The organism is Nonomuraea sp. AD125B (assembly GCF_041402765.1).
Taxonomy (GTDB): Bacteria; Actinomycetota; Actinomycetes; order Streptosporangiales; family Streptosporangiaceae; genus Nonomuraea; species Nonomuraea bangladeshensis.
This window is the reverse complement of the sequence record NZ_JBGLOU010000012.1, coordinates 149,533-174,126: the sequence shown is the minus strand read 5'-3', so window position 1 is coordinate 174,126 and position 24,594 is coordinate 149,533. Positions and strand designations below refer to the sequence as shown.

25 protein-coding genes are annotated in these 24,594 nt (G+C 72.4%); 9 read left to right on the top strand and 16 right to left on the bottom strand.

Features of this window, described 5'->3' with window-relative positions; all coding sequences use genetic code 11:
- Positions 1-50: 50 nt before the first annotated feature.
- The 4 genes from ACBR40_RS30075 to rho all read right to left on the bottom strand — a co-directional run bounded on the left by ACBR40_RS30075 (position 51) and on the right by rho (position 4,300).
- Positions 51-617 carry a hypothetical protein gene (locus ACBR40_RS30075; protein WP_371250920.1) on the bottom strand — a complete coding sequence of 189 codons (567 nt, stop codon included), beginning with the start codon at positions 615-617 and terminating at the stop codon, positions 51-53.
- A gap of 10 nt (positions 618-627) precedes the next feature.
- Positions 628-2,718: a hypothetical protein gene (locus ACBR40_RS30070; RefSeq protein WP_371250919.1), complete on the bottom strand. Its 2,091-nt coding sequence runs from the start codon at positions 2,716-2,718 to the stop codon at positions 628-630.
- Complete coding sequence (locus tag ACBR40_RS30065) at positions 2,715-2,966, bottom strand: hypothetical protein (protein WP_091087807.1); 252 nt, start codon at positions 2,964-2,966, stop codon at positions 2,715-2,717. Before ACBR40_RS30065 ends, ACBR40_RS30070 begins: the two co-directional genes overlap by 4 nt.
- A gap of 65 nt (positions 2,967-3,031) precedes the next feature.
- Positions 3,032-4,300, bottom strand: a complete 1,269-nt coding sequence (gene rho / locus ACBR40_RS30060; RefSeq protein WP_371250918.1) for a transcription termination factor Rho — start codon at positions 4,298-4,300, stop codon at positions 3,032-3,034.
- Between the two features lie 204 nt (positions 4,301-4,504).
- Between rho and ACBR40_RS30055 the strand changes: the two genes are divergently transcribed.
- From ACBR40_RS30055 to ACBR40_RS30040, 4 genes are read left to right on the top strand one after another with little or no spacing between them, the layout of a single operon-like run.
- Positions 4,505-4,651: a hypothetical protein gene (locus ACBR40_RS30055; RefSeq protein ID WP_329587265.1), complete on the top strand. Its 147-nt coding sequence runs from the start codon at positions 4,505-4,507 to the stop codon at positions 4,649-4,651.
- A gap of 14 nt (positions 4,652-4,665) precedes the next feature.
- Entirely contained in the window at positions 4,666-5,409 is a 744-nt protein-coding gene (locus ACBR40_RS30050; RefSeq protein ID WP_371250917.1) for an MBL fold metallo-hydrolase, read from the top strand.
- Between the two features lie 27 nt (positions 5,410-5,436).
- Positions 5,437-6,300, top strand: a complete 864-nt coding sequence (locus ACBR40_RS30045) for a hypothetical protein (RefSeq protein ID WP_371250916.1) — start codon at positions 5,437-5,439, stop codon at positions 6,298-6,300.
- 7 nt (positions 6,301-6,307) lie between these two features.
- The gene (locus ACBR40_RS30040) at positions 6,308-6,784 is read left to right on the top strand and encodes an NUDIX domain-containing protein (protein ID WP_371250915.1); all 477 of its coding nucleotides are present in this window, start codon (positions 6,308-6,310) and stop codon (positions 6,782-6,784) included.
- Here the strand turns inward: ACBR40_RS30040 and ACBR40_RS30035 are convergent.
- On the bottom strand, positions 6,749-8,650 hold the full coding sequence (locus ACBR40_RS30035) for a nitrate- and nitrite sensing domain-containing protein (RefSeq protein ID WP_371250914.1): 1,902 nt from the start codon (positions 8,648-8,650) through the stop codon (positions 6,749-6,751). The genes ACBR40_RS30040 and ACBR40_RS30035 overlap by 36 nt on opposite strands.
- A gap of 62 nt (positions 8,651-8,712) precedes the next feature.
- Between ACBR40_RS30035 and ACBR40_RS30030 the strand changes: the two genes are divergently transcribed.
- Complete coding sequence (locus ACBR40_RS30030; RefSeq protein WP_371250913.1) at positions 8,713-9,144, top strand: hypothetical protein; 432 nt, start codon at positions 8,713-8,715, stop codon at positions 9,142-9,144.
- A 5-nt stretch (positions 9,145-9,149) separates the two neighbouring features.
- Here the strand turns inward: ACBR40_RS30030 and ACBR40_RS30025 are convergent, their stop codons facing one another.
- Positions 9,150-9,587, bottom strand: a complete 438-nt coding sequence (locus ACBR40_RS30025; protein ID WP_344208522.1) for a hypothetical protein — start codon at positions 9,585-9,587, stop codon at positions 9,150-9,152.
- 74 nt (positions 9,588-9,661) lie between these two features.
- Between ACBR40_RS30025 and ACBR40_RS30020 the strand changes: the two genes are divergently transcribed.
- A complete protein-coding gene (locus tag ACBR40_RS30020) occupies positions 9,662-10,189 on the top strand; it encodes a DUF6886 family protein (protein WP_344208520.1) in 528 nt (175 codons plus the stop codon).
- Here ACBR40_RS30020 and ACBR40_RS30015 read toward each other — a convergent pair.
- The 9 genes from ACBR40_RS30015 to xylA form a co-directional block, all read right to left on the bottom strand.
- On the bottom strand, positions 10,155-11,126 hold the full coding sequence (locus ACBR40_RS30015; RefSeq protein WP_371250912.1) for a ketopantoate reductase family protein: 972 nt from the start codon (positions 11,124-11,126) through the stop codon (positions 10,155-10,157). The two genes, ACBR40_RS30020 and ACBR40_RS30015, sit on opposite strands and share 35 nt — an antisense overlap.
- A 19-nt stretch (positions 11,127-11,145) precedes the next feature.
- On the bottom strand, positions 11,146-11,880 hold the full coding sequence (locus tag ACBR40_RS30010; RefSeq protein ID WP_371250911.1) for a glycosyltransferase family 2 protein: 735 nt from the start codon (positions 11,878-11,880) through the stop codon (positions 11,146-11,148).
- Between the two features lie 58 nt (positions 11,881-11,938).
- On the bottom strand, positions 11,939-12,472 hold the full coding sequence (locus ACBR40_RS30005; protein WP_371250910.1) for an AAA family ATPase: 534 nt from the start codon (positions 12,470-12,472) through the stop codon (positions 11,939-11,941).
- Entirely contained in the window at positions 12,469-14,097 is a 1,629-nt protein-coding gene (lysS, locus tag ACBR40_RS30000; protein ID WP_371250909.1) for a lysine--tRNA ligase, read from the bottom strand. The genes ACBR40_RS30005 and lysS overlap by 4 nt, the downstream gene beginning before the upstream one ends.
- Before the next feature lie 40 nt (positions 14,098-14,137).
- The gene (locus ACBR40_RS29995; protein WP_344208511.1) at positions 14,138-14,347 is read right to left on the bottom strand and encodes a hypothetical protein; all 210 of its coding nucleotides are present in this window, start codon (positions 14,345-14,347) and stop codon (positions 14,138-14,140) included.
- A 1-nt stretch (position 14,348) separates the two neighbouring features.
- Positions 14,349-15,692: a S8 family serine peptidase gene (locus ACBR40_RS29990; RefSeq protein ID WP_371250908.1), complete on the bottom strand. Its 1,344-nt coding sequence runs from the start codon at positions 15,690-15,692 to the stop codon at positions 14,349-14,351.
- 114 nt (positions 15,693-15,806) lie between these two features.
- Positions 15,807-16,910 (bottom strand): Gfo/Idh/MocA family protein, encoded by a 1,104-nt coding sequence (locus ACBR40_RS29985; protein ID WP_371250907.1) that lies wholly within the window; start codon positions 16,908-16,910, stop codon positions 15,807-15,809.
- Complete coding sequence (locus ACBR40_RS29980; protein WP_371250906.1) at positions 16,907-17,650, bottom strand: sugar phosphate isomerase/epimerase family protein; 744 nt, start codon at positions 17,648-17,650, stop codon at positions 16,907-16,909. The genes ACBR40_RS29985 and ACBR40_RS29980 overlap by 4 nt, the downstream gene beginning before the upstream one ends.
- Positions 17,647-18,798, bottom strand: coding sequence for a xylose isomerase (gene xylA / locus ACBR40_RS29975; RefSeq protein WP_344208503.1), 1,152 nt, complete (start codon positions 18,796-18,798; stop codon positions 17,647-17,649). Before xylA ends, ACBR40_RS29980 begins: the two co-directional genes overlap by 4 nt.
- A 90-nt stretch (positions 18,799-18,888) precedes the next feature.
- Here xylA and ACBR40_RS29970 point away from each other — a divergent pair, with 90 nt between their 5' ends.
- The 3 genes from ACBR40_RS29970 (at position 18,889) to ACBR40_RS29960 (ending at position 21,174) form a co-directional block, all read left to right on the top strand.
- Positions 18,889-20,004 carry an ROK family transcriptional regulator gene (locus ACBR40_RS29970; protein ID WP_344208501.1) on the top strand — a complete coding sequence of 372 codons (1,116 nt, stop codon included), beginning with the start codon at positions 18,889-18,891 and terminating at the stop codon, positions 20,002-20,004.
- 23 nt (positions 20,005-20,027) lie between these two features.
- Positions 20,028-20,459 carry a GNAT family N-acetyltransferase gene (locus tag ACBR40_RS29965; protein ID WP_344208499.1) on the top strand — a complete coding sequence of 144 codons (432 nt, stop codon included), beginning with the start codon at positions 20,028-20,030 and terminating at the stop codon, positions 20,457-20,459.
- 79 nt (positions 20,460-20,538) lie between these two features.
- Positions 20,539-21,174: a hemerythrin domain-containing protein gene (locus tag ACBR40_RS29960; RefSeq protein WP_344208497.1), complete on the top strand. Its 636-nt coding sequence runs from the start codon at positions 20,539-20,541 to the stop codon at positions 21,172-21,174.
- Here the strand turns inward: ACBR40_RS29960 and ACBR40_RS29955 are convergent.
- Positions 21,155-24,553, bottom strand: coding sequence for a BTAD domain-containing putative transcriptional regulator (locus ACBR40_RS29955; protein WP_371250905.1), 3,399 nt, complete (start codon positions 24,551-24,553; stop codon positions 21,155-21,157). The genes ACBR40_RS29960 and ACBR40_RS29955 overlap by 20 nt on opposite strands.
- Positions 24,554-24,594: the final 41 nt, after the last annotated feature.

Genomic DNA, 24,594 nt, shown 5'->3' with positions numbered 1-24,594 from the left:
CGAGGACCAGGGTCCTGCCGGATCTAAGTGATCAGCGCTTTCCCGTTGCACTAGCCTTGCGGCGGACCGCCGGGTTGGCATTTGAACAGCTCGGCGAACCGTCGCTGAGCGATCTTCATCAGCTGAATGAGGTCGTGGTCCTGATCCCGGGCGGGATTGCGCTTGACGGTGATGGCGATGAGCGAGTTGTTGGATCCGCATCGGAACCAGACAGACGTCCTTCGGTACTGATACATCCGGATCTCGAAGTCGCTTATCCCTCCCTTGCCCAGTTCCTCGGGAAGTGCGACCAGATTGCTTTGTTTCCCAAATTCGAGAAAGTTCTCGATGACCCTTGGGGGAGCTGACACGTCATAGCGGGTGATGAAAAGACTTTGTTCATCGTTGGATACAACGCAGCTGTAGCCATCAGGATCGCGCTTGTCGTCACCGGCTTCGTAGGGGCCGGTGTAGCCGGTGATGTCGGCCACGGCCGCCTGCGGGATGAAGTAACAGATGTAAGGGGCGCGGTCGGCAACGGAGCCGCGTACGGGAGTGAGGCGGGGGGTCGGAGTAGCCGTGGGCGGATCTGGCGTGCATCCGGTGATCATCGTGACAGCGGCGGTCGCGCAGAGCAACCTTGCGAGACTACCCATTTTTGGCCGCAGCAGCTTTGAGATCGGCGAGGAGCTCCTTGGCTCCGATGTCAGTGGTCTGCTGGACTTCCTTGTAGTCGGCCGGCACCGTGGAATTCTCTTCGATCCAGTCCACGAAGCTCTCGTATTCGTTCCTGGTCATGTGGAGCGGAGGTTTGATTCGCGGAGGGTCGCCGGTCACGAAAGGCCCCTTGAGGTCATCACGGTTGTAAGATTCGTGAGCCACGGCAGAGGATTCCATCATCTGCCTCATCAATTGCTGGACGATCTTGTCGTTCGTGGCGGCGTCACCGACGGCCTTCGTCATGTTTCCACCGGCGTGGCCGCTCTGCTGCACCAGCCAGTCTCCGGCTTTCGCGTAACCGTTGCTGACGAAGTTCTCGTAGATGGTGCCGGCCGCTTTGAGTCCCACCTTGCCCACCTGCTGGGCGAAGGGGATCGGGACAAGGCCGACTCCCTCTTGGACCAGCTTCCGCAACGCCTCGTCCGCCGCGTCGGCCTCCTTGCCTCGGCCGACGAGAGCCATTCGACGTGCCTCCACCAGATGCCCCAGCGCTGTGGAGTTGAGCGCGATCACGTTGTTCAGCCAGTCCCTGTTGCGTGTCGCCATCGCCTGATCGATCTTCCCGCGCATGTCCGCGACCTGCCCGAGGAGCAGGGCCCGGTACCCCTGGTCATCGGCGGCCACATCGAGCAGGACGAGATCGAGGTCGGTCGAGTTGAATCGTGCCGTGTTCTTCCCATCGACGTTGCCTACGAGTTCGTTGTCGGGCAGCCGTGGATGATCCTTGTAGTAGGAGGACACGACGTCATCGGTGTGCTCGGCGAGGATGCGGCCCAGGTTGTCGCGGATGCCCGAGAGCCAATCCAGCTCGGATGGGTTCTCGATCTCGACCTCCCCGGCGTTGTTGAACGACACCTGCGGCTGCACGTCGTCCGCGAGGATCTGTGTGGCTCTGACGACCAGTCGTTTGGAGTCGGCGTCGGAGCCCTTCATGGCGGCCTCCATGGCCGCGCCCAGCGACTCCCCGCGATCGCCCATCGCCCACTGCGGACGCCGGTCGCTCATCAGGTACTTCAGGAGATCCCGGTCGTCGAGCAGTGCCTGGGCGCGTTCGCGCGACGTGCCCGCGACGGTCAGGAGCGCGGCGATCGGGTCGGCGGCGCCGATGACGTCCGAGCCCTGGAAGGGGCGGGTTTCGGTGGGGGCGGGGAGGTTGTAGACGTCGGTGTCCTTTGGCAGGAACCGGGTGCGGTGCTGCTTCAGGTAGTCGCGGTCCCAGCGGATCATGTCCTGGCCGATGGTCTTCATGAACCACTCGCTGTACGCCTGCTTCGGCGCCGCCGCGAGGATCTGGCCGAGGGACCAGTAGCCGGGGTTCGTCAGGCCGCCCATGTCCGGGGCCGGGATCTCGGTGCGGCCTTGCCGCTTCAGCTCCTCCAGGAACTTGCGGCTGAGACGGGCGTGCGCGGCCGGGTCGGTGGCCGTGGCCAACGCCTTGCTCAGCATGGACAGGACGTCGTGGTTCTGGCGCCGGACGGCCGTTGCCGAGTCGTCGTCGGTGTCGAGGGCCTTGCGTACCCGTGTGCCCATGGCGGCGGGGATCGTGAGCAGACCTCGGGGGCCGAGGTGTTCCAGGAGGGCGGTGGCGAACTGCGGGTCGGACAGTCGGTTCTTGAAGGCGGTGAGCTGCTTCAGCGCGTCGGCGTCGCCGCGGGCGGCGGCCGTGAACAGCGGGGCCGCTCGGGCCGCCTCGGCGCGCACCGCGGCCGGGATGAGCCTGGCCTCGTCGATCCGGGTCATCCCGGTCGGGACGGTCGCGCCGGGCAGCGGGTTGCCGAAGACGTCCACGTCGACCTGCTCGGCCTCGTACGCGAGGTCGCGCCGCCGGTAGAGGTCGGGGGCCTGGTCGGTCAGCCACTGCCCGACGCGGCCGATCGCCGCCACCCCGGGGTGCGTGAGCTCGACCTCGTTCAGGATCGCCCGGAGCTGGGCCGCGCATTCAATCAGGCTTTTCCCCGCATTCTGCACGCCGGAGCCGAGCTGGTGCATCTCGCCGGCGTGGATGGAGGAAAAAGTCATTCGTCCCTTGGCCCCATCACGGTCTGGTGGGAGATCGTCTCGTGGAGGTGGTCGATGACTCCGCGCAGCCCCCGCCACAGCTCCGCGCGCTGGTGCGCCAGGTCGCCGGCGAACCTGTCAGCGGTCGGCCCGGTCCAGGTGCGGCCGCTCGACAGTTGCAGCAGCGGCCGGTCCAGGGAATGCCAGTGCTGGTCCGACAACTCCTGCGCGCGGCGCAGCGCGTTCATCAACTCGGTACGAGTAGCCATGCTGACCTCCCACCGCAGTTGTACGCGAAACGCGCCCGCCCGGTCTCGGATACATTCCGATTCGCTCAGGCGGCGGCGGCCGTCTCCAGCAGGAAGGCGGCGTTGGAGGAGGTGGCGCGCAGCTTGTCGATGAGCATCCGCGCGGCCTGCTGCCGGTCCAGGCCGGACAGGGAGCGGCGCAGCCGCCAGACGATCTGGCGTTCCTGCGGGTGCAGCAGGATCTCCTCGCGCCGGGTGCCGGAGGCGTCGAGGTCCACGGCGGGGAACAGCCGCTGCTCAGCCAGCTCGCGGGTGAGGTGCACCTCCATGTTGCCGGTGCCCTTGAACTCCTCGTACAGGCTGTTGTCCATGCGGGAGCCGGTGTCGACGAGCGCGGTGGCGAGGATGGTGAGTGAGCCGCCGCCCTCGACGTTGCGGGCGGCGCCGAAGAAGCGCTTGGGCGGGTAGAGGGCGCCGGCGTCGAGGCCGCCGGTGAGCACCTTGCCGCCGCCGGGCGCCAGGTTGTTGTAGGCCCGGCCGAGCCGGGTCAGGGAGTCGAGCAGCACCACGACGTCGCGGCCGTCCTCGACGAGCCGCTTGGCGCGCTCGACGGCCAGCTCGGCGACGGCGGTGTGGTCGCGGTCGGGGTGGTCGAAGGTGGAGGCGAAGATCTCGCCGGGGATGCCGGCGCGCATCTCGGTGACCTCTTCTGGCCGCTCGCCCACCAGCACCACCAGCAGGTGGGCCTCGGGGTGGTTGCGGGCGATCCCGGCCGCCAGCGCCTGCAGGACCATCGTCTTGCCGGCCTTGGGCGGGGCCACGATCAGGCCGCGCTGGCCTTTGCCGATGGGCGCGAACAGGTCGATGACGCGGGTGCTGAGCGACTCGGTCTCGACGCGCAGCCGCTCGGTCGGGTGGACGGGCACGAGCTCGGCGAACGCCGGCCGCTCCCGCCAGTGCGGCGAGCCGTTGACCGACTCGACGCTCACGAGCCTGCCGCCGGTGTACGACGCCACGACGTGGTCGCCGGGACGCAGGCCGAACTGCTTGATCTTCTCGGGGGGCACACGGACGTCCCCCGCTCCGGGAAGGTGCCCGGCCCTGATGAACGCGTTCTTGTCGCGTACATCGAGAAGGCCGTCCACCCGCCGGTCGGCGGAGTCCGCGCGCTGTCGCGGAATGGTGTGCACAGACATGGTGAACCTCTTGGGAAGGCGCCGGGCCGAAGGTGTGGCCTGGCGGATGATGAGGAAGCAGCCGGGCCTGCCGGAAAGAGCCGGGGCGAGGCTGTGATGAAGATCGGCGGAGCTGAAGCTCAACGCTTGAGTGGGAACATACCACACGATCCGACCCATGAAACGTCTAGCCCTCTCGGACTATTCCCGGGCGGTTGTCGGCGTTTCCCCCGCGCATCCGCGGCCTCGCGCGTGACAATTCTCTAAAGGCGCAGAACCCCCAGCGCAGCGGCTTCATGGTGTCAAGTGGCATGCAGGGCCCCTGCAACTTCGCCGGGGTTTCCTGGACGCAGACAAGAAAGAACTCCTTGGGGGAGCACCATCATGAAGACCGTCAACCACTGCCCGCGGTGCCACCACGAGCTCGACGAGGGCCCGATCATGTACCGCTGCGCCAACTGCTGCCGCGCCGTGTACGCCGCCGACCTCGAGAACGAGTACGTCGCCCCGCTCCAGCCGGTCGCCGCCTAGCTAGTCTGGGGTTCGTGCCGCATCAGCCGATCACCGTCTCCGGCGTCCAGGTGACGCCTCTCTGCGACGCCGTGGGCCCCATGGGGGCGGCGATCCGCCGCCCGCTGCCCGAGATGTTCCCCGGTTCCGGGCTCCCGGACGAGCCTTGGGTCCTGCACTTCCACTGCTACCTGCTGCGTTCCGCGACGGGCCGCCTCACGCTGGTCGACACCGGCATCGGCGGCCACGGCTCGCTCGCGGCGAGCTGGGCGCCGGTCCCCGGGACGCTGACCGGCGAGCTGGCCGCGGCCGGCGTCGCGCCCGCCGACGTCGAGACCGTCGTCCTCACCCACCTGCACAGCGACCACGCGAGCGGCGGGGTGACCGACGACGGCCGGCCGGTCTTCGAGAACGCCCGCTACGTGCTCCAGCGCGCCGAGCTCGACGCCGCCGGGGACGGCGCGCTCGACCGGCTGATCGCCCCCGTCAAGGAGCAGCTCCAGGTCGTCGAGGGCGCCGCCGAGGTCGCGCCCGGCGTGCACGTGCACCTGACCGCAGGCCACACGCCCGGCCACCAGATCGTCCGGGCCGGCGACCTCGCGATGACCGGCGACCTCGTCCTCCACCCGGTCCAGCTCGACGACCCGGGCGTGCACTACTGCTACGACGACGACCGCGAGGCCGCCGCCCGCACCCGCGCCGAGGTGCTGGAGCGGCTGCGGGCCGAGCGGGCGGTGCTCGCCACCTCCCACTTCAGCGAGCCGTTCGTACGCCTATGAGCGCGCTGACCTGTCACGATGCCATCCATGAAGATTCGCATCGTGGCCGGCGTCGTGCTCGGCCTCACCCTGGCGGCCCCTGCGCAGGCCGTGGCCGCCGCCCCGCAGCCGCTGTCGGGCGCCGCCGTGTACGGGGGCGACCGGCTCGACCGCTACCAGGACGGCGCGTGGCACACGCTGGCGAGGACCGGCACGCTGCCCCAGGTCGCCGCCTCGCCCGACGGGAAGAAGGCCGCCTGGGTGACGCAGGGCGGCCGGCTCCAGGTCCGTGAGGGCGGCAGGACCGTCACCCTGGCGAGCGGCCTCCAGGGCGGCACCCCCTGCCTGACGCCCGTGTGGTCGCCCGACTCCACCCGCGTCGCCTACGCGGGCGGCGGCGACGCCGTCATGTCCGTCAAGGCCGACGCGAGCGTCCCGCCGCGCAAGCTCGGAAGCTCCAAGGGCGTCTGCCACCTCGCCTGGTCGGCGAACGGCCGTTATCTCGCCGGCTACACGGGCGAGGCCGACGCCGTCTACCGGCTCGACGTCAAGACCGGCAAGGCCGTACGGGCCAAGGGCGTCAAGCAGGTCACGCACGTCCAGAGCCTGTCGCCGGACGGCCGCCGCGCCGTCGTGGAGTTCCCGGCCAACCCCGACGCGCTCGGCGACGGGAGCTGGCCGGCCGCGTTCAAGCCGGTCGTGCTCGACCTCGTGACGGGCCGGCGGCAGGCGCCGAAGGTGAAGGGCCGGCTCATCGGCGCCTCCTACCTGGCCGACGGCCGCCTGGTGGTGCGGGTGGCGGGATCGCCCGCCAACACGCTGGTCGTGCTGGACGCCGCCGGCGCGGAGCTGCAGCGGCTCGCCGAGCCGGCGCGGGCGAGGAACCGGGCGCTGCTCCAGGTTCTGCCATAGTTCGTGGGTGGACGATTTCTGGGGGACGGTCAACCGGGCGGTCTGCGGGGCGGCGGCGTACATCACGGACGAGCGCGGCCGGGTCCTGCTGGTGAATCCCAACTACCGTGAGCACTGGGGCTTTCCCGGCGGCATCATCGACGCCGGGGAGCACCCCGCGCAGGCGTGCGCGAGGGAGGTCGCCGAGGAGGTGGGGCTCACCGTCAAGGTCGGCCCCCTGTTGACCGTGGCCTGGGTCGACGGGCTGCCCTACGTGCCTTACCCGTTGGTGAACTTCATGTTCGACTGCGGCGAGGTGCGCTCGGACACGCCGATCACGCTGCAGGCCGAGGAGCTCGACGGCTACGGGTTCTTCACCGTCGAGGAGGCCGGGCGGCTGCTCGCCGACCACGCCCACGCGCGGCTCGTGGCCGCCGCGGCCGCCCGGGTCTCCGGCGTGATCGCCTACCTAGCGCCCGGCCAGGGCCGGCTGATCGGCCAGTAGCGACGACGGCAGCGCCACCACCGCGGTCAGGCCGCCGTACGGGGAGGCCACCAGGGTCGCCTTGATGCCGTGCCTGGCCGCCAGCCGGCTGACCACGAACAGCCCGAGCCGCTCGCTCTGCGCCAGGTCGAACTCGGGGGTGCGGTCCAGCCGGTCGTTGAGCTCGTCCAGCTCGGCGCGGGGCAGGCCGAGCCCGCGGTCCTCGATCTCGACCAGGAGGCCGTGCGGGCTGGTCGAGGTGCGTACGTCCACCCGGGTCTGCGGCGGCGAGAAGAGGGTGGCGTTCTCGATCAGCTCGGCCAGGAGGTGGGCCACGTCGGTGACGGCCGAGCCCACGAGCGCGACCGGCGGCGTCGAGAGCACCTCGACCCGCTCGTACTCCTCGATCTCGGCCACGGCGGCGCGCAGCACGTCGTGGATCGGCACCGGGTTGCGCCAGGCGCGGCCGGGGCTCTGGTCGGACAGGATGATCAGGCTCTCGGCGTGCCGGCGCATGCGGGTCGTCAGGTGGTCGAGCTTGAACAGGTCGGCCAGCATGCCGGGCTCCTCGGCGGCCCGCTCCATGCTGTCGAGCTGGAGGAGCTGGCGGTGCAGCAGCGACTGGTTGCGCCTGGCCAGGTTGACGAAGACCTGGTTGACGCCGTGCCGCAGCCTGGCCTGGTCCACGGCGGCCTCGACGGCGGTCGACTGCACCCGGTTGAACGCCTTGACGATGTCGTCCACCTCGGAGCTGTGCGTCACGACCTTCAGCGGCGCGGTCTCCTCGGGCGTCGGCTTGGAGGTGTCCGTCCGCAGCCGCGCGACCAGGGCGGGAAGGCGCACCTCGGCCAGCTCGGTGGCCGCGTCGCGGAGCCCGGCCAGCTCCTCCACCAGCCGCCGGCGGAAGCGCAGCGAGAGCAGGACCGAGGCGACCACCGCGATCAGGCCCAAGCCGCCGGCCACGCCGACCTTGACCAGCAGCCCGATGGCGGCCGGCTTGCTCCGGCCGGTGATGTCCTGGGTGAGCCGCACCTGTTCGCGCTCGACCACGGTCCACATGTTCTGGGCGTCGACCGGCCACGTGGCCGCCGCGGCGGGCAGGCCGGCGGCGGTCGCCTGGTCCCTGATGGCGTTCTCGGCCGTCAGGAACTCCTTGTTGACGGGCGAGGCGACCAACCGCTCGTACTGCCCCCGCAGCTTGTTGTCGAGCTGCGGGAGCGCCTGGTTGAGCAGCAGTCGCCGGGTGGCGACCATCCCGGTGAACGCCTCCCGCTCCCGCGCGCCCACCCGGCCCGCGGAGAGCACGACCGCGATGAGCGCCCGCTCGCGCGAGAGCATCTCCGTGGCCTCGCCGAGCATGGTCGAGGCCCGCGCCTGGCGGTAGAGGCCCGTGTCGGGCACCAGGATCATGGCGTCGTACATGCGGAAGAAGGCGTCCACGGTCGTGCTGTAGCCATTGATGACGTCGAGCGGCGCCCTCGTGCGGGCGTCCACGCCGCGGCGGGTCTCGCTGAGCTGGTCGAGCTTGCCGAACACCACGTTGAGCTGGGTCGCCATCTCCGGCGACAGGTCACGCATGGGCCTGGCGGAGGAACGGAAGGTCGCCACGGCCTGGTCGGTGCGGGTGCGCTGCTCGGTGACCTTGCTGAGCGGCAGGTCGCCGACCATGAACTCGATCGAGGCCAGCCGCTCCTTCTGCAGCTCGGCGGCGGCTCTCTCCGAGGGCAGGGCCACGTTCGTGGCCAGCTCGCTGATCGCGAGCAGGCGCAGCCCGTCTCCGCCGGTCAGGCCCGCCGCGAACGCCCACAGCCCGGCCAGGGACAGCAGGGGGACGAGCAGCAGGACGAGGAGCTTCACCGCGATGGGACGGCCACGCTTGGGGGGCATGCGACCTCCGGGTGCATGATGAGATCGCCTCGCAGATTACACCCCCCTTCGGAAGGATTCCTGTGCGTCTCCCGCGTTCCTTCTCCGGCTGGACCATGGCGGTGTTCGGATTCCTGGCCTTCGCGCTGGGCCTGCTCGGGCTCGTCTCGCCCGCGACGCTGCTGGCCATGCTGGGGTTCGAGGTCCTCGACGCACGACCGGCGGGGGACTACACGCTGGTCTACATGGCCGCCTCGTCCATGGCGGCGGTGAACATGGGGGTCTACTACCTGTTCGCGGCGGCGGCCGACTACACGCCGTTCTTCCGCTGGACCGTGCCCTTCCGGCTGGTCACCTTCGCGGTCTTCACCACGCTCGTGCTGACCGGGGCCGCGCCGGCGAAGTTCTTCGGCGTCGGGCTCTGGGAGGGCGTGGGCGCGCTGGTGACGGGGTTCGCGCTGTGGCGCGAGGGCAAGCTCCTGCCCTCGCGCCACAAGCCGCGTGACGTGGCCTGACGGCCTTACCGCCTGCTGTCCTCGGAGCCGCGGGCCACGAGGCGGTCGTCCTCGGGGACCGCCGAGTGGCGGGCGGTGTGCTGGGCGGTGTGCTCCCGCTGCGCGGGAACGCCCTTGACGGGAGCCTGCTTGGCGGCGTGCTCACGCTCGAGACGCCGTTCGAGCTCGCGCTTCTCCTCCTCCAGTCGCGCCACGCGGCTGGAGGCCTCCGCCCGCTGGGCGCGGAGGCTGCGACGCTGCTTGGCCGTACGGCGCGCGCCCGAGCTCAGCATCCAGAGCCCCGCGAGCAGGACGGCCGCCGTGACCGCCCCGGCGAGGAACATCTCGACCTGGTTGAGCTCGAAGGTGTAACCGAAGAGGATGTACCTGCTGCTCTCCTCGGTGAAGACCAGGACACCGGCGCCGACGGCGAGCAGGACCAGGATCAAACCCAGGAAGATCATCCGACTCACCCCTTGTCGTAAGAGTGGGTTTCATCTGCCCGGCGGGCGCGGGGGTATGCGCGATGATGACTTTCATGAGACCAGAGCCCGGTCAGGTGCTGCACTTCTCCGAGGACCCGTCGATCGCGCGGTTCGTCCCGCACGTGGCGGTGACCACCTCGCTGGCCGAGCCGTACGTGTGGGCGGTCGGTCCCGAGCGCTGCCCCGACTACTGGTTCCCGCGCGCCTGCCCGCGCGCGATGGCGTGGGTGGGCCCGCGCACCACCGAGGACGACCGGGCCAGGATCATCGGGGCCGGCTGCGGCGAGCGGGTGCACGCCGTCGAATACTGCTGGCTGCAGGCCATGCGGGAGGTCGAGCTGTTCGCCTACCGGCTGCCGGCGAGCGAGTTCAGGCCGATCGGCGACCCGCCGCACGCGGTGGTCGCCACCGTCCCGGTCGAGCCGCTGGGCCCGCCCGAGCCCGTCGGCGACCTGTTCGAGCTGCACGAGCGGGCGGGCATCCAGCTGCGGGTGCTGCCCAACCTGTGGTCGTTCTGGAACGAGGTGACGGCCAGCAGCCTGGAGTTCAGCGGGATCCGGCTGCGCAACGCTCGTCGATGAGCGCGTTGAGCGTCTCCAGCGGCATCGAGGCGGGCGGCAGCTTCTCGCGGGCGCATCGGTCGGCCTCGCGCCGCAGCACCTCGTTGACCGGGGTGGGCACGCCGTGCAGGCGGCCGAGCAGGACGATCTCCCCGTTGAGGTAGTCGGTCTCGATGGAGCCGCTGCCCCTGGCCAGGCTCTGCCACGACGAGCCGCCGCCGCGCCGGACGCCGTCGATGGGGCGGACGTCCACCTGGTGGCCGCGCACCGCGGCCTCCTCCTCGGGGGTTGAGTAGGGGATGCCGGCCCGGCCGAGGACCGTCCGCGCCTCGGCGCGGGCGCGTTCGGCCAGGTCGGCCATGCCGTCGGGGTGGCCCACCAGGGCCTCGACGGCGTTGCCGAGGTTGCCGAGCAGCTTGCCGTGCTTCCAGCGCATCACATCGGGGGTGGCGCGGGCGGCGAGTCCGTGCTTGCCGAGGTCGGCGACGATCCGCTCGGTGAGGTCGTCCACACCCTGGGGATAGCGGCCGACGTGCAGCATGCCGGTGCAGGGCTGCGCGTACGCGGCCACCACCCCGGGCTCCAGGTGCTGGGCGGGCAGCCACACGCACATGCCGTAGACGTCGGGGAAGCGCCGCAGGACCTCGCGCTCGTTGGCGACGCCGTTCTGGGCGCACACCACGGGCAGGTCGCGGGACCAGCCGTCGAGTGCGGCGACGGTGTCCTGGGACTTGGTGGCGAGGATCAGCACGTCGTCGGCGCGGGCCGGCACCGGCCCGCCCGCCGCGGGGATCCGGAGGGTCTCGGCGCCCTCCGGCGTGATGAAGCGGAGTCCGTCGGCGCGTAGTGCCGCCAGATGGGCGCCTCTCGCGACGAGGAGGACGTCATGGCCTCCTTGGTGCAGACGCGCCCCGATGGCGCCGCCGACGGCTCCCGCTCCGATCACGATGTAGCGCATCGTTGAAGAATGCCATCCGTCACTCCGCGAAGGCGACCTGGGTGCGTCCCCCTACGGTGGCACGCCCGGACCGCTCGCGGAGGATGGTGCGCAGCACCCGCAGGCCGTCGCGGACGGCGTTGAGGTTGCTGGTGCCGTGGATGCGGGAGCGCTCGTGGCTGGGCACCTCGCGGATGACGAGCCCGGCCTTGGCGGCGCGGACGTTCATCAGCGTCTCGATCTCGAAACCGTCGCAATCGAGGTTCAGTGCGTCCAGGTGGCGCGCCCAGAAGGCGTTGTAGCCGTAGCACAGGTCGGTGTAGCGGGTGCCGTACAGCAGGTTGGTCAGGCCCGTCAGGGCCTTGTTGCCGAGCGAGCGCACGGGGCTGAGGTCGTCGGAGCCGCCGCCGGGCGCGTAGCGGGAGCCCTTGGCGAAGTCGGCGCCGGCGAGCAGCGTGTCGACGAAGCTGCGGATCTCCCGGCCGTCGGTGGACCCGTCGGCGTCGATCATGACGATGATGTCGCCCTTGGCGGCCTGGAAGCCCTCGATGAGCGCGTTGCCCTTGCCGCGCCGGGTCTGCACGACGACCCGCAGGTCGGGGCGCAGCTTCCGCGCGACGGCGACGGTGTCGTCGGTTGAGTTGCCGTCGACGAGTATCACCTCGTCGATCCATTCGGGCAGCGTGGCGAAGACGTGGGGCAGGTTGTCGGCCTCGTTCATCGCAGGCACGATGACGGTGACGCTGACGCTGGCGGCGGAAGGCTGCATGTTCATGACTTCAGATTCTCCACAGCGCATGCAGTCCGCTTGACAGCGCCTTGCATAGATCGTTCTATGATTTGACGATTATCGCTTCATCCCATCTAGTGATGATTTTGTCGACCGTCTCCTCGGGGGTTTGCTCCGAGGTGTCCAGCCATAGGCCGAGCCGGGGCGTTTCGCGGCGAAGCACGGCGTCGAGCATGGCCGGTGTCCATCCGCCCGCATAGCCGGTCTTGACCCGACCTTGCTCCCGCGCCGCCACTATCTCGGGCCGGGGCGCCAGCACGACCACGTGCAGGGGGCGGGTGCGGATCAGGTTGACGAGGTGCTCCAGCTCGGCGCCGAGCACGACGTCCTGGACGACCGGGGTGAAGCCGGCCTCGGCGTACAGGTCGGCGGCGGTCGCGGTGAGACGATAGCGCAGGCGGAGCTGGCGGAGCGCCTCTTCCGACGGCTCGGGGGTCATCTCGGCGCGGCCGGAGACCACCATCCGGCGGAAGGCGTCGCCGCGCACGTGGGCGGCCCGCGGCAGGCGTTCGGCCAGCCGCTGGGCCACCGTGCTCTTGCCCGAGGCCATGATGCCGGTGATGAGGAAGGCGCTCATGCGCCGACCAGCTTGCGTACGCGGTCGGCACCCACCGCGAGTAGCAGTGTGGGCAGGCGCGGGCCGGTGTCGCGGCCGACGAGCAGCCGGTAAAGGAGGGCGAAGAAGGCCCGCTGGGCGGCCTTCAGCTCCGGGGTCGCGGCGGCGTCGGCGGGCAGGCCCGCCTGGAGCTTGGGCACGCCGTACACCAGCGTGGTCAGCCCGTCCAGCGACCAGTCGTCGAGGCCGTCGGCCAGCAGCCGCAGCGACTCGCGCTCGTCCGGGCCGAGCGAGTCGAGCAGGCTCTCGTCCGGCTCCTCGCGCACCCGTGTGCGCTGGTCGGCGGGCAGGTGCAGCTCCACCCAGCGCTGCGCGCGGTCCAGGCGCGGCGCGGCGGCGTCGAGCCCGGCGACGCCGTCGAGGTCGCGCAGGATGCGCAGGGTCTGCTCGGCGTCGCCGGTCGTGACGTCGGCGATGGAGGCCAGCGTGCGGTAGGGGACCGGGTGCGGGGTCGCCGGCAGCGGGCCGTCGGCGGTGGTGACCGCCCGCTCGTACGCGGCCAGCTCGGCCGGCTGCGCCTGCCCGGCGGCGACCTTGCGGCCGAGGGCGTCCCACTCGTCGTAGAGCCGGTGGATCTCCTGGTCAAAGGCGATCTTGAAGGACTGGGCCGGCTTGCGGCGGGCGTACAGCCAGCGCAGCACCGGGGCCTCCATGATCTCCAGGGCGTCGGACGGGGTCGGCACGTCGCCCTTGGAGCTGCTCATCTTGGCCATGCCGGTGATGCCGACGAAGGCGTACATGGGGCCGATGGGCCGCTCGCCGCCGAACACCTCGCCGACGATCTGGCCGCCGACCGTCCACGCCGAGCCGGGCGAGTGGTGGTCGACGCCGGACGGCTCGAACAGCACCCCTTCGTACGCCCACCGCATCGGCCAGTCGACCTTCCACACCAGCTTGCCCTGGTCGTGCTCGGCCAGGCGTACGGTCTCGCCGAAGCCGCACTCGCAGGTGTAGGCCAGCTCGGTGCTCTCGTCGTCGTACGCGGTGACCGTGGTGAGGTCGCGCCCGCACAGCTCGCAGTAGGGCCGGTAGGGGAAGTATTCGCCGGGACGCTCGGGCTCCTCGGGCTGCTCGGCCTGCTTGGTGCGGTGCCGCGACAGCACGGCGTCGATCGCCGCCCGCTCGCGCATCGCCAGCAGGATCCGCTCCCGGTAGGCCCCCGAGGTGTACTGCTCGGTCTGGCTGATCATCCGGCACCGCACGCCGAGCGCGGCCATGGCCTCGATCATCGGGGCCTTGAAGTGCTCGGCCCAGTTGGGGTGCGGGCTGCCGGGCGGCGCGGGCACCGCGGTCAGCGGCTTGCCGATGTGCTCCGCCCAGGACGGGTCGATGCCCGCGGGCACCCGGCGGAAGCGGTCGTAGTCGTCCCACGAGAGCAGGTGGTCGCAGGGCACGCCGCGCCGCCGCAGCTCGTCGGCCACCAGATGAGGGGTCATGATCTCGCGCAGGTTGCCCAGGTGGATCGGGCCCGAGGGGCTGAGACCGGAGGCGCAGACAATCGGGTGGCCGGTGCCGCGCCGCTCCGCCTCGGAGATCACCTCGTCCGCGAACCTGGACACCCAGTCGCCATCACCACGTTCAACCATCGGGCTATTGTCCCGGTTCTGGATGGCCGGAGCCAACGGATCAGCCGGGTTCGATCGGCGGATCCGAGAAGACCTGCCCGCCGACCCGGCGGCCGGCCTCCTCCGTGACGCGCAGGACGTGCAGCCCGGCCTCGGGGAGGACGGGCACCAGACCGTAACCGGCGTCGACCTCCTCCTCGGTCAGGCCAAGGGTTTCCAGGGCGTCGGCGAGGGTGGCGCCGGGCGGCAGGCGGACCTGGAGCAGGATCACGTCAGGCCGCGCGGGCGCGACTGAGGGCGGCGAGCGCGGCGGGCGGGTCGATGACGCCCCAGCCGTAGTCGTAGTCGTAGCCGACGGCGCTGCGGTCGTCGGCCGTGCGGTTGAGCTGGGTGCGCAGCTGCTCGGGGGAGAGCTGCGCGGCCGGGCGGGCGGTGCGGACGGCGGCCACCACCCCGGCCGCGACGGGGCAGGCGGCGGAGGTGCCGGTGTCGGCCTCGCCGACCGCGCCCGAGCCGGCGAAGTGCGTGTAGGCGCACAGGTCGGGCTTGCGTTCGGCGAGCCGGCCCGGCCCCTGGGAGGAGTAGCCGACGCGCTCGCCGCGGACGTTCACCCCGCCGACGGACAGCACGTCGGGATGGCCGTTGGCGCCGACGATCGGCCGCTCGCGGAAGCCGCAGCGCCCGTCGGGGCAGTCGCGCCCGCAGTTGCCGGCCGCGAAGACGATGTCGGCGCCCGCGTCGGCCAGGCTGCCCACGATCAGGTTGAACGGGTGCGCCGGGTTGTCGGAGTAGTTGCCGGGGTGGCCGGGCGGCAGGTCGTGCTCGGGGCTGAACAGGCCCCAGCTGTTGGAGACCACCAGCGACCTCGACTCCTGCGGCATGGCGTTGAGCACGTCGCGCAGGTGGGAGTAGGCGGCGACGGCGTCGGAGAGCAGGCCCGTCATGTCGCCCTGCCGCGAGAGCAGGATGGGGATGTCGAGCAGGGTGGCATTCGGCGCGGGCAGCAGCGCGTCGAAGGCGCACATCGTGCCGTGCTCGACGGGGTAGCGGCCGGGGGTCTTGCGGACGCCGGGCGGCGCCCAGCTGCGCTCCGCGTCGATCCTGACCTCCTCGCCGAGGACCGAACGGACGTGCGCGGCGTTGATGCCGGTGTCGCAGACGGCGACGGTCACGCCCTCGCCGTCGTGGCCCCGCTCCCACAGGTCGGCGGCGCCCAGCAGCCGCCTGACCTCCTGCCAGTCGCCGGCCGGGCCGTCGCCGCCGCAGGTGGGGCCGGCCGGGCTGATCCGCGGGTCGGCGTAGACGCCGGCGACCTCGTGGACCGCCGACCGCAGGCGGGCGAGCCTGATCGGCAGCTCCGAGTCGGGGATCTCGCCGCGCACCAGCACCGAGGCGTGCTCGGGGGACAGCGAGAACTCCACACGCGAGGAGAGCGAGAGCGGGCCGCCGTGGGCCGCGCTGGGCCTGGCGCGCGGCACCGCCACCGGTCCGTACGCCTCGTCGAGCAGGACGCCGGGCAGGTCGGCGACGACGTCGGACACCGAGCTGGCGACCAAGGGGTCGAGCACGGACGCCACGACGTCGGCCGCAGGACGGAGCTGGATCAGGACACGCATGTGATCACCTTCGTGAAGAGACGAGCGTGGTCGTTCGATTACGCTCCGTGATACATGCAGTGACCGGCCTTTGGCAATGCCGGGGGGCGCGGGTGCGACCCGCGCCCCCCGGTCTCACGCCAGCGTGGCGGCGTGCGGGTCCCAGCCGTCGGGCAGCGGCTCGGGCGCGGTCAGGGTCGAGGTGATCGCCCGGAACTCGCCGCGCTCGCCCGCCTCGGCGATCGCGGCCATCAGCTCCAGCACGTGGTACGCCAGCTCGCCCGAGGCCCGGTGCGGCGTGCCCGCCCGAAGCGACCTGGCCATGTCCAGGACGCCGATGCCCCGGCTCGTGGTGGTGCCCGAGACCGGCAGCTCGCGCCAGTCCGTGTCGTGCGCGCCACGGGCCAGCAGCGGCCCCTCGAAGGTGTTGGGATCGGGCAGGGAGAGCGCGCCCTCCGTGCCGGTGATCTCGATCATCCTGCGGTTGACGGGGGAGTCGAAGCTGAACGTGGCCGCCGCCGTCGCCGTGCCGGGGAAGTCCAGCAGGGCGTTGACATGGGTGGGCACGTCCACGGGGAATGTGGTGCCGGCCTTGGGGCCGGAGCCCACGACGCGCTCCGCGCGGGCCCTGCGGGTGCTCGCCGCGACCCGGGCGACCGGGCCGAGCAGGGACACCAGGGCGGTCAGATAGTAGGGGCCGAGGTCGTACAGCGGGCCGCCGCCCGGCTGGTAGAAGAACTCGGGATTGGGGTGCCAGGACTCGGGGCCGAGGCTCTGCGTGGCCGCCGTGACGGCGACCGGCTCGCCGATGAGGCCGGAGCGCAGGGCGTGCAGCGCGGACTGCAGCCCCGCGCCTAAGAAGGTGTCGGGCGCGCCGCCCGCCCGCAGGCCGCGCGCGGCGGCCTCGGCGAGGATGGCGGCGCCCTCGGCGGGGTCCATGGCGAACGGCTTCTCGCCGTACACGTGCTTGCCGGCGCGCAGCGACTCCAGCGCGACGGCCGCGTGCGCGGCCGGCACGGTGAGGTTGACGACGAGCTCGACCTCGGGCAGCGCGAGCACGTCGGCGAGCGAGCCCGAGACGGGCACGCCGTGCTCGCGGGCCACCGCGGCGGCCCGCCCGCCGTCGAGGTCGGCGACGGCGAGCACGCGCACGTCGGGGAACGAGGTGAGGTTGCGGAGGTACTGGCCACTGATGACACCGGCGCCGACCAGGGCGACGCCGACGGGGCCTGCGGTCAACGGGCCTCCAGTGAGGTGAGGTAGGCGTGGCTGTCGGCCAGCGCGGCGAAGACGTCGGTGGCGCACTCGTCGAGCTCGACGACGCGCCAGGCGTCCGGCGCGGCGGCCAGGACGGCGGGCACGGGCATCGCGCCCGCCCCCACGGCGGTGTGCGGCTCGCCCTTGACCACCGGGCCGTCCTTCACGTGCAGCGCGAGCACGCGCCCTGCCAGGCGGCCGAGCAGGGCGGGCACGTCGGCGCCGCCGACCGCCGCCCAGTAGGTGTCGATCTCCAGGAACACCTCGGGCGCGAGCAGGTCGGCCAGCGCCTCCAGTGCGTGCCTGCCGTCGATCCGCGGCTCGATCTCCCACCAGTGGTTGTGGTAGCCGATCCGCACGCCGTGCCCGGCCGCCCGCTCGGCCAGGCCGTTGAGCAGGTCGGCCGTGCGCCGCAGGCCGTCGGAGGTGGTGAACTCCTCGTGCGGGATGCCGCCCGGCACGATCGCCAGATCGGTGCCGATCGTGGCGATCGCGTCGAGCACGGCGTTGGTGTCCTCGGTGAGCAGCGCGTACGCGTGCGTCGCCGACACCTGTAACCCGAGGTCGTCGGCCACCCTGCGGAAGCCCTCCGGGTCGGCGGTCGGGTCGTACGGCTCGACCGCCGCGTAACCGATCCCGGCGAGCCGCCGCAGCACGGCGTCGCGATCGGCGGCCAGCGCATCCCTGACGGTGTAGAGCTGGACGCTGATCGGTGTGCTCATCCGCGTACCCCCATGAGGTGTTCGAGCGCGAGCTGGTTGAGCCGGGTGAAGTGGAAGCCGCGGGCGGCGGCCTCCTCGACGTCGAAGTCGTCCTTGGCGAGGTCCTGCCAGGTCTCGCCGGCGGCGAGGGTGGGCTGGGCCAGCTCGGTCACGCGGGAGGCGGCCAGGGCCTCCTGGACCTCGGGGTCGGCGCGGAAGGCGCGCGACTTCTCGCGCAGGATGAGGTAGGTGCGCATGTTGGCGGCGGCGGAGTCCCACACGTCCTGCGCGTCCTCGGTGCGCAGCGGCTTGTAGTCGAAGTGGCGCGGGCCGTCGTAGCCGCCGTTCTCCAGCAGGTCGACCAGGAAGAACGCGCTCTTGAGGTCGCCGTGGCCGAAGATCAGGTCCTGGTCGTACTTGGGGCCGTGCTGGCCGTTGAGGTCGATGTGGAAGAGCTTGCCGTGCCAGAGCGCCTGGGCGATGCCGTGGACGAAGTTGAGCCCGGCCATCTGCTCGTGGCCGACCTCCGGGTTGAGCCCGACCATCTCGGGGTGCTCCAGCTCGCCGATCAGGCCGAGGGCGTGGCCGATCGTGGGCAGCAGGATGTCGCCGCGGGGCTCGTTGGGCTTGGGCTCCAGGGCGAAGCGGATGTCGTAGCCCTTGTCGATGACGTACTGGCAGAGGAGGTCCAGGCCCTCCTTGTAGCGGTCGAGCGCGGCCTTGACGTCCTTGGCGGCGTCGGACTCGGCACCCTCGCGGCCGCCCCAGCACACGTACGTCCGCGCGCCGAGCGAGGCGGCGAGGTCGACGTTGCGCATGACCTTGCGGAGGGCGTAGCGGCGCACGTCGCGGTCGTTGCTGGTGAACGCGCCGTCCTTGAAGACGGGGTGCGTGAAGAGGTTGGTGGTGGCCATGGGGACCTTCATGCCGGTCTCGTCCAGGGCCTTCCTGAAGGCGGCGATGGCCTTGTCGCGGTCGGGCTCGACGGCGAGCAGGTCGTCGTCGTGGAAGGTGACGCCGTACGCGCCGAGCTCGTGGAGCTTGTGCACGGTCTCGACCGGGTCGAGCGGGGCCCGGGAGGCGTCGCCGAACGGGTCGCGGGCCTGCCAGCCGACGGTCCAGAGGCCGAAGGTGAAGCGGTCGTCGGGGGTCGGGGTGAATGCGGTCATTTCCCTGCGCTCCGGTTCTTTAGTCCATAATCTGTACATAATCCTGAGGAGGTGGACGGGGTGTCGTCAAGAGGAGTGCGGCATGATTCCATGCGCGCCCGTAACCTGGCCGTAGTGCTCGACGCCATCCACCGCACCGGACCCCATACCCGCGCGGCGCTCGCCGAACGGACCGGGCTCACCAAGACCACCGTCTCCAGCCTGGTCGCCGACCTGCTGGAGGCCGGCGTGGTAAGCGAGCGCGGGGCCGTGCGCGGCGGCGAGCGGGGCCGGCCGGGAGTGGCCGTCAGCCTGAGCGGGCAGCGCGTGGCCACGCTGGGGCTGGAGGTCAACATCGACTACCTGGCCGCCTGCGTGGTCGATCTGACCCGCGCCGTACGCCTGCGCCGCACCCGCCCCGCCGACAACCGCAACTCCGACCCCGCCGAGATCCTGGGCCTGCTGCGCGCCCTCGCCCGCGAGACCATCGAGGCCGCCGAGGCCGGCGGGCTGCGCGTCATGGGCGCCGCGCTGGCCGTGCCCGGCACCGTGGAGGACGGCGTGCTGCGGAGCGCGCCGCACCTCGGCTGGCGGGACGTACGGGTCGCGGACCTCGCCGGCGACCTGCCGCTCGCCATCGACAACGAGGCCAACCTGGCGGCGCTCGGCGAGCTGTGGTTCGGCTCGCGGGAGGCCGACTTCCTGTACGTCTCCGGCGAGATCGGCATCGGCGCCGGGCTCGTCGTGGGCGGGGCGCTGTTCCGGGGGACGTACGGGCTGGCCGGCGAGCTGGGCCACGTCGTCGTCGTGCCCGACGGCCCCGCCTGCCGGTGCGGCGGGCGGGGCTGCCTGGAGGTCTACGCGGGACAGGACGCTCTCCTCGGCCCCCTGGAGTCGGTGACCGCGCTGGTCGAGCAGCTGGAGGCGGGCGAGCCGCGGGCGCTGGAGGCGTGCGCGCGGGCCGGGCACGCGCTCGGGGTGGCGCTCACCTCCGCCGTGCACCTGCTGGACCCCGGCAGGATCGTGCTCGGCGGCGTCTTCGCCCCGCTCTTCCCCTGGCTCGACGGGCCCGTGCGGGACGGGCTCGGCGGCCGGCTCGCCCAGATGCGCGGCGCCCCGCCCCCGCTCGTCGTGTCGGGGATCGGCGCGGACGCGGCCGTGCTCGGCGCGGCAGGGCTGGTCATCCAGCGCATCCTCGCCGACCCGGCCCAGGCGCTCGGCCTCTGATCGCCGTCCCTACGATGACGGGCATGGTGATCGAAGAAAGGGAGCTGGGCGACGCGGAGCTCGGCACGCTGCTCGACGCGGCCTACGCCGAGCTGGTGGCCCGCTACGGCCCCCAGGGGCGCTCGCAGGTGAAGCCGGGAGCCCGGTACCTGGTGGCGGTCGTGGACGGCGGCGCGGTCGGCTGCGGGGCGGTGCAGGACGCCGACGCGCTGACCGGCGAGCTCAAGCGCATGTACGTCGCCCCCGCCCACCGGGGCCGCGGGATCGCGACGGCGCTGCTCGGCGCGCTGGAGGAGCTGGCACTCGCCATGGGGCACCGGCGGCTGCGCCTGGCCACCGGCCTGCGGCAGCCGGAGGCCATCGCGCTGTACGAGCGGTGCGCGTACACGCTGACCGAGCCCTACGGCAGCTACGTCGGCGCGCCGCTGATGCGCTGCTACGCCAAGGCGCTCTAGCGGTCGCCAAGTCCACACCAAGAAGGGCCTAAGAGCGGCGGCGCACCCTGGTGGCATCCCCTAGCAGAGGAGCGACCCCATGGCGCCCAACACGATCGGCTTCCGCATCACCCACCGGGCCATGCGCGGCGACACGCGCCGCCTGGCCCGCACGATGGACGGCATCGCCGCCGGCGACGAGCGTGCCGACGCCGCCCGGTACAAGGCCATCGCCACGTTCGCCACCAAGCTGTGCGCCGGCATCCACCACCACCACAAGGCCGAGGACGACGTGCTCTGGCCGGTGATCGTCCGCTCGGCCGGGGCCGAGGTGGACCTGACCGACCTCACCGACGACCACACCCAGCTCGACCCGCTGCTGGACGAGATCACCCAGGCGGCCCGGGGGCTCGGCAAGGACCCGGCCGCCGCCAGGCGCCTGGCCAAGACCCTCGGCGTCCTCGCCGACCTGCTCGACGAGCACATCGAGGAGGAGGAGCGGCTGCTGTTCCCGATCATCGAGAAGTACGTCTCCGAGTCCGACTGGCACAAGGTCGAGACCGAGGTGCGCAAGGGCGGCGACACGGCCTTCGACCTGCCGCGCATCGCGGAGTACGCGCGGCCTGAGGAGCTGGCCGAGCTGCGCAAGGCTGCGGGGCCGGTGCTCGCCGCGCTGATCGCGGTGTTCAGCCGCGGGCACCGCCGCCGCCAGCGGCTCATCTTCGGGAGCCTGTGACGTCTTCGAGGCTTTCGCGGGCGGCCGCCGCCCAGTGCGGCGAGCCGATCCGCTCGGCGACCTGCGCCGCCCGCGCGTAGTGCGCGCCCGCCACGGGCAGCTCCAGCAGCCGGGCCAGGTCGCCCAGCACCTGCGCGACCGGACCGAGCGTGACCGAGCCGCTGCTGAGCCCGGCCACCCGGTCCTCCCAGGGCAGCAGGGTGTCGTAGCAGCGCGCGGCCGTCTCCCGGTCGCCGAGCGCCACCGCGGTCTGCGCGTGCATCGTCTCCCACAGCAGCCAGTAGTAGTCGCGCGAGTGCCGCTCGCCGGGCCGCCAGACCCGGCGGGCCGCGTCCGGCTCGCCGACCGTGGTAAGGGCGCGGGCGTACAGCTCGCGGGTCTCGGGGTTCGGCAGGCGCGCGTGCAGGGCGGACAGCTCGGGGAGCGAGTCCCGTACGTCGCCGCGCGCCAGGCGCACCGTGAACCTGCTGAGCATGCCCATGGCCGCGGCGTTCACCACGCCGCGCTCGGCCATCTGCCCGGTGATCGCGGTGTACGCCTCCTCGGCCGCGTCGAAGTCGCCCTCGACGAGCTTGCGCAGCGCCCCGAACAGCGACAGGACAACCAGCGACAGGCCGAGCTGGCCGCTCGTGGAGGACTCCAGGCCGGCGTCGGCGTGCCGGCCCGCCGCCTCCAGGTCGCCCCGGCCGAGCGCGATCATGAGCAGCGCGAAGTGGGCCAGCGTCAGGTAGCCGACCAGCCGGTGCGCGCGGCCCAGCTCCAGCAGCTCCTCGCCCAGCGCGGCCAGCTCCTCACGCCGCTCGGGGGAGAGCAACGAGAAGTAGCGGGCGTTGAGCGCCAGGCACAGCAGGTCGGGGCGGCCCAGCTCGCGGGCCAGCGCCACCGCCTCGGCCCCGGCGGCCTCCACCCGCTCGTCGTCGTGGCCCTCCACGGCGAAGACCAGCGCGGCGAGCAGCCGGCAGCGCGCCTCCGGCCCGTGCCCGGCGGCCAGCTCCCGCTCCACGGTCGCGACGAACTCCGCGTCGTAGCGGGTGTCGGGCTGGATCGTCCAGATCACCGGGGCGTCGTACGAGGTCAGCGCCCGCACCCCCGGCGACAGCAGGACCGCCTCGGCCCGCGCCTCGACCGCCCCGGCCACGTCGCCCGCGTGGCCGAGCGCCGACACCAGGCCGCACAGCAGCTCCAGCCGCGTGTCGTCGTCGCCCGCGTACGGCAGCGCCGCCCGGTACAGCGCCGCCGCCTCCCGGTGCGCGTGCAACCCCGACGCCTGCGCCGCCGCCGCCCTCGCGTGGCCGACCGCGCCCGGCGTCCCGGCCTCCAGCGCGTGGTGCGCCAGCGCCGCCACCTCGCCCGGTCGCAGCCGCTCCAGGGCCGCCACCACGCGGCCGTGCAGGCGGGTGCGCCGGATCCGGGCCGTGTCCTCGTACAGCACCTCCCGCACCAGGACGTGCGTGAACCGCACCCGCCCCGGGCCCGGCTCGGACAGCAGGCCGGTCATGACGCCGGCCTCCAGGCCGTCGAGCACCGTGTCCTCGTCGCCGTCCTGCAGCGCGACCAGCACGTCCACGTCCGCGTCGCGGCCGACGACGGCGGCGTTGCGCAGCACGGTCTGCGCCGTGGCGGGCAGGCGGGCGATCCTGCGCCTGATCAGGTCGCGTACGCCGGGCGGCAGCGCCCGCGTGGCCCCCGGACCCTCCGAGGCCAGCAGCCGGGCGATCTCGCACACGAACAGCGGGTTGCCCAGCGTGCGCTCGCACACCGCGCGCACGGTCGCCGCGTCGGGGGCCCGCTCGGTGTGGCGCTCCAGCAGCTCGGCGACCGCGTCCTCGCCCAGCCCTGACAGCTCCACGTGCCGGCTGCCCGCCGCGAGCGCGGCCAGCGTCGTGCCCAGGTCCTCGGTGGTCTCGGCGGGGCGGAAGGTGGCCACCACCAGCAGCCGGGCGGTCTGCGGCAGGTGGCGCAGCAGGTGCAGGGTCTCGCCGTCGGCGCGGTGGACGTCCTCCAGCACCACCAGCAGGGGCGCGCAGGAGGCGAGATAGCCGGCGACCGCCCTGGCGAGCAGGAACTGGTTGGGGATGGGGACGCCGTCGTGCAGCAGCGGGGCCAGCCCGGCCGGGTCCTCCGGCGGGTGCTCTGTGGCGAGCGTGCGGACGATCTCGCTCCACGCCCACGCGGGCGGGGCCCCGCCGTCGGTCTCCGGGCAGCGGCCGAACGCCACCCGCCAGCCGCGCCCGGCCAGCTCGGCGGCGAACGCCTCGGCCAGCGTGCTCTTGCCCGCGCCCGGCTCGCCGCCGAGCCAGACGGTGCGATGGGTGGGCTGGGCGGCCTCCTCGTGCAGGATCGCGAGCTCGCGGGCGCGGCCGACGAGCACGGGGGCCGCCGTGTGCTCCAGGTGGCCGGCGGGCCGGCTGGGGTGGCTTGGCTGGGCAGTGCGGCCGGGATGGCTTGGCTGGGCAGGGTGGCCGGGATGGCTTGACTGGGCAGGGTGCCCGGGGTGGCTTGACTGGGCAGGGTGGCCGGGGTGGCTTGGTCGGGCGGTCGGCTGGGGCTGGGCGGTGGTGGGCCTGGGCATCTCCGGGGCGTTCAGCGTGGCGGCGTGCCGGAGGATGTCCTGTTCCAGGGCCCGCAGCTCCGGGCCGGGGTCCACGCCCAGCTCGTCCGCCAGCCGCTCCCTGGCCCGCCGCAGCACGGTCAGCGCCTCCGCCTGCCCGCCCGCCCGGTAGCAGGCCAGCGCCAGCAGCCGTACGCCGCTCTCCCGCAGCGGGTGCCGCTCCACGTGCCCGCGCAGCTCCGCCACGACCGCCGCGTGCCTGCCCAGCAGCAGCGCGGCCTCCGCCCGGTGCTCCACGGCGAGCAGCCGCAGCTCGGCCAGCCGCTCGACCTCCGGAACGGCCCACTCCTCGTCGGCGAACTCCTCGTACGCCGCCCCCGTCCACAGCCCGAGCGCCCGGTCCAGCAGCTCGTACGCGACCGCCCCCGCCCCCTGACGCAGCGCCGCCCCCGCCTCCTCGACCATCCGGGGCAGCCGCCAGGCGTCCACGGCGTCGTCCTGCAGCCGCAACCGGTAGCCGGGCGGGGCGCTCACGACGACCCGGGCCGGCGCGCGCGGCGGCCGGTCGGGCTCCAGGACGCGGCGCAGGTTGGAGACGTACACCTGGAGCGCGGCCAGCGCCTTCGGCGGCGGCTGCCCTCGCCACAGGTCGTCGATGAACCGGTCGGTGGACACGACCTGCCCGCCGGCCACGGCCAGCCGCGCGAGCACCGCCCGCTGCCTGGCGGGCCCGAGGTCCACGTCCCGCCCGTGCGCCTCGGCCTGGAGCGGACCGAGCACCCGGAGCGTGAGCGCGGGCGGTTCCTCCGGGAACGGTCCATGTGTCACCCGCACAGAGTGGGGCAAAAAGTGAGCTCCTGGCAATCCGC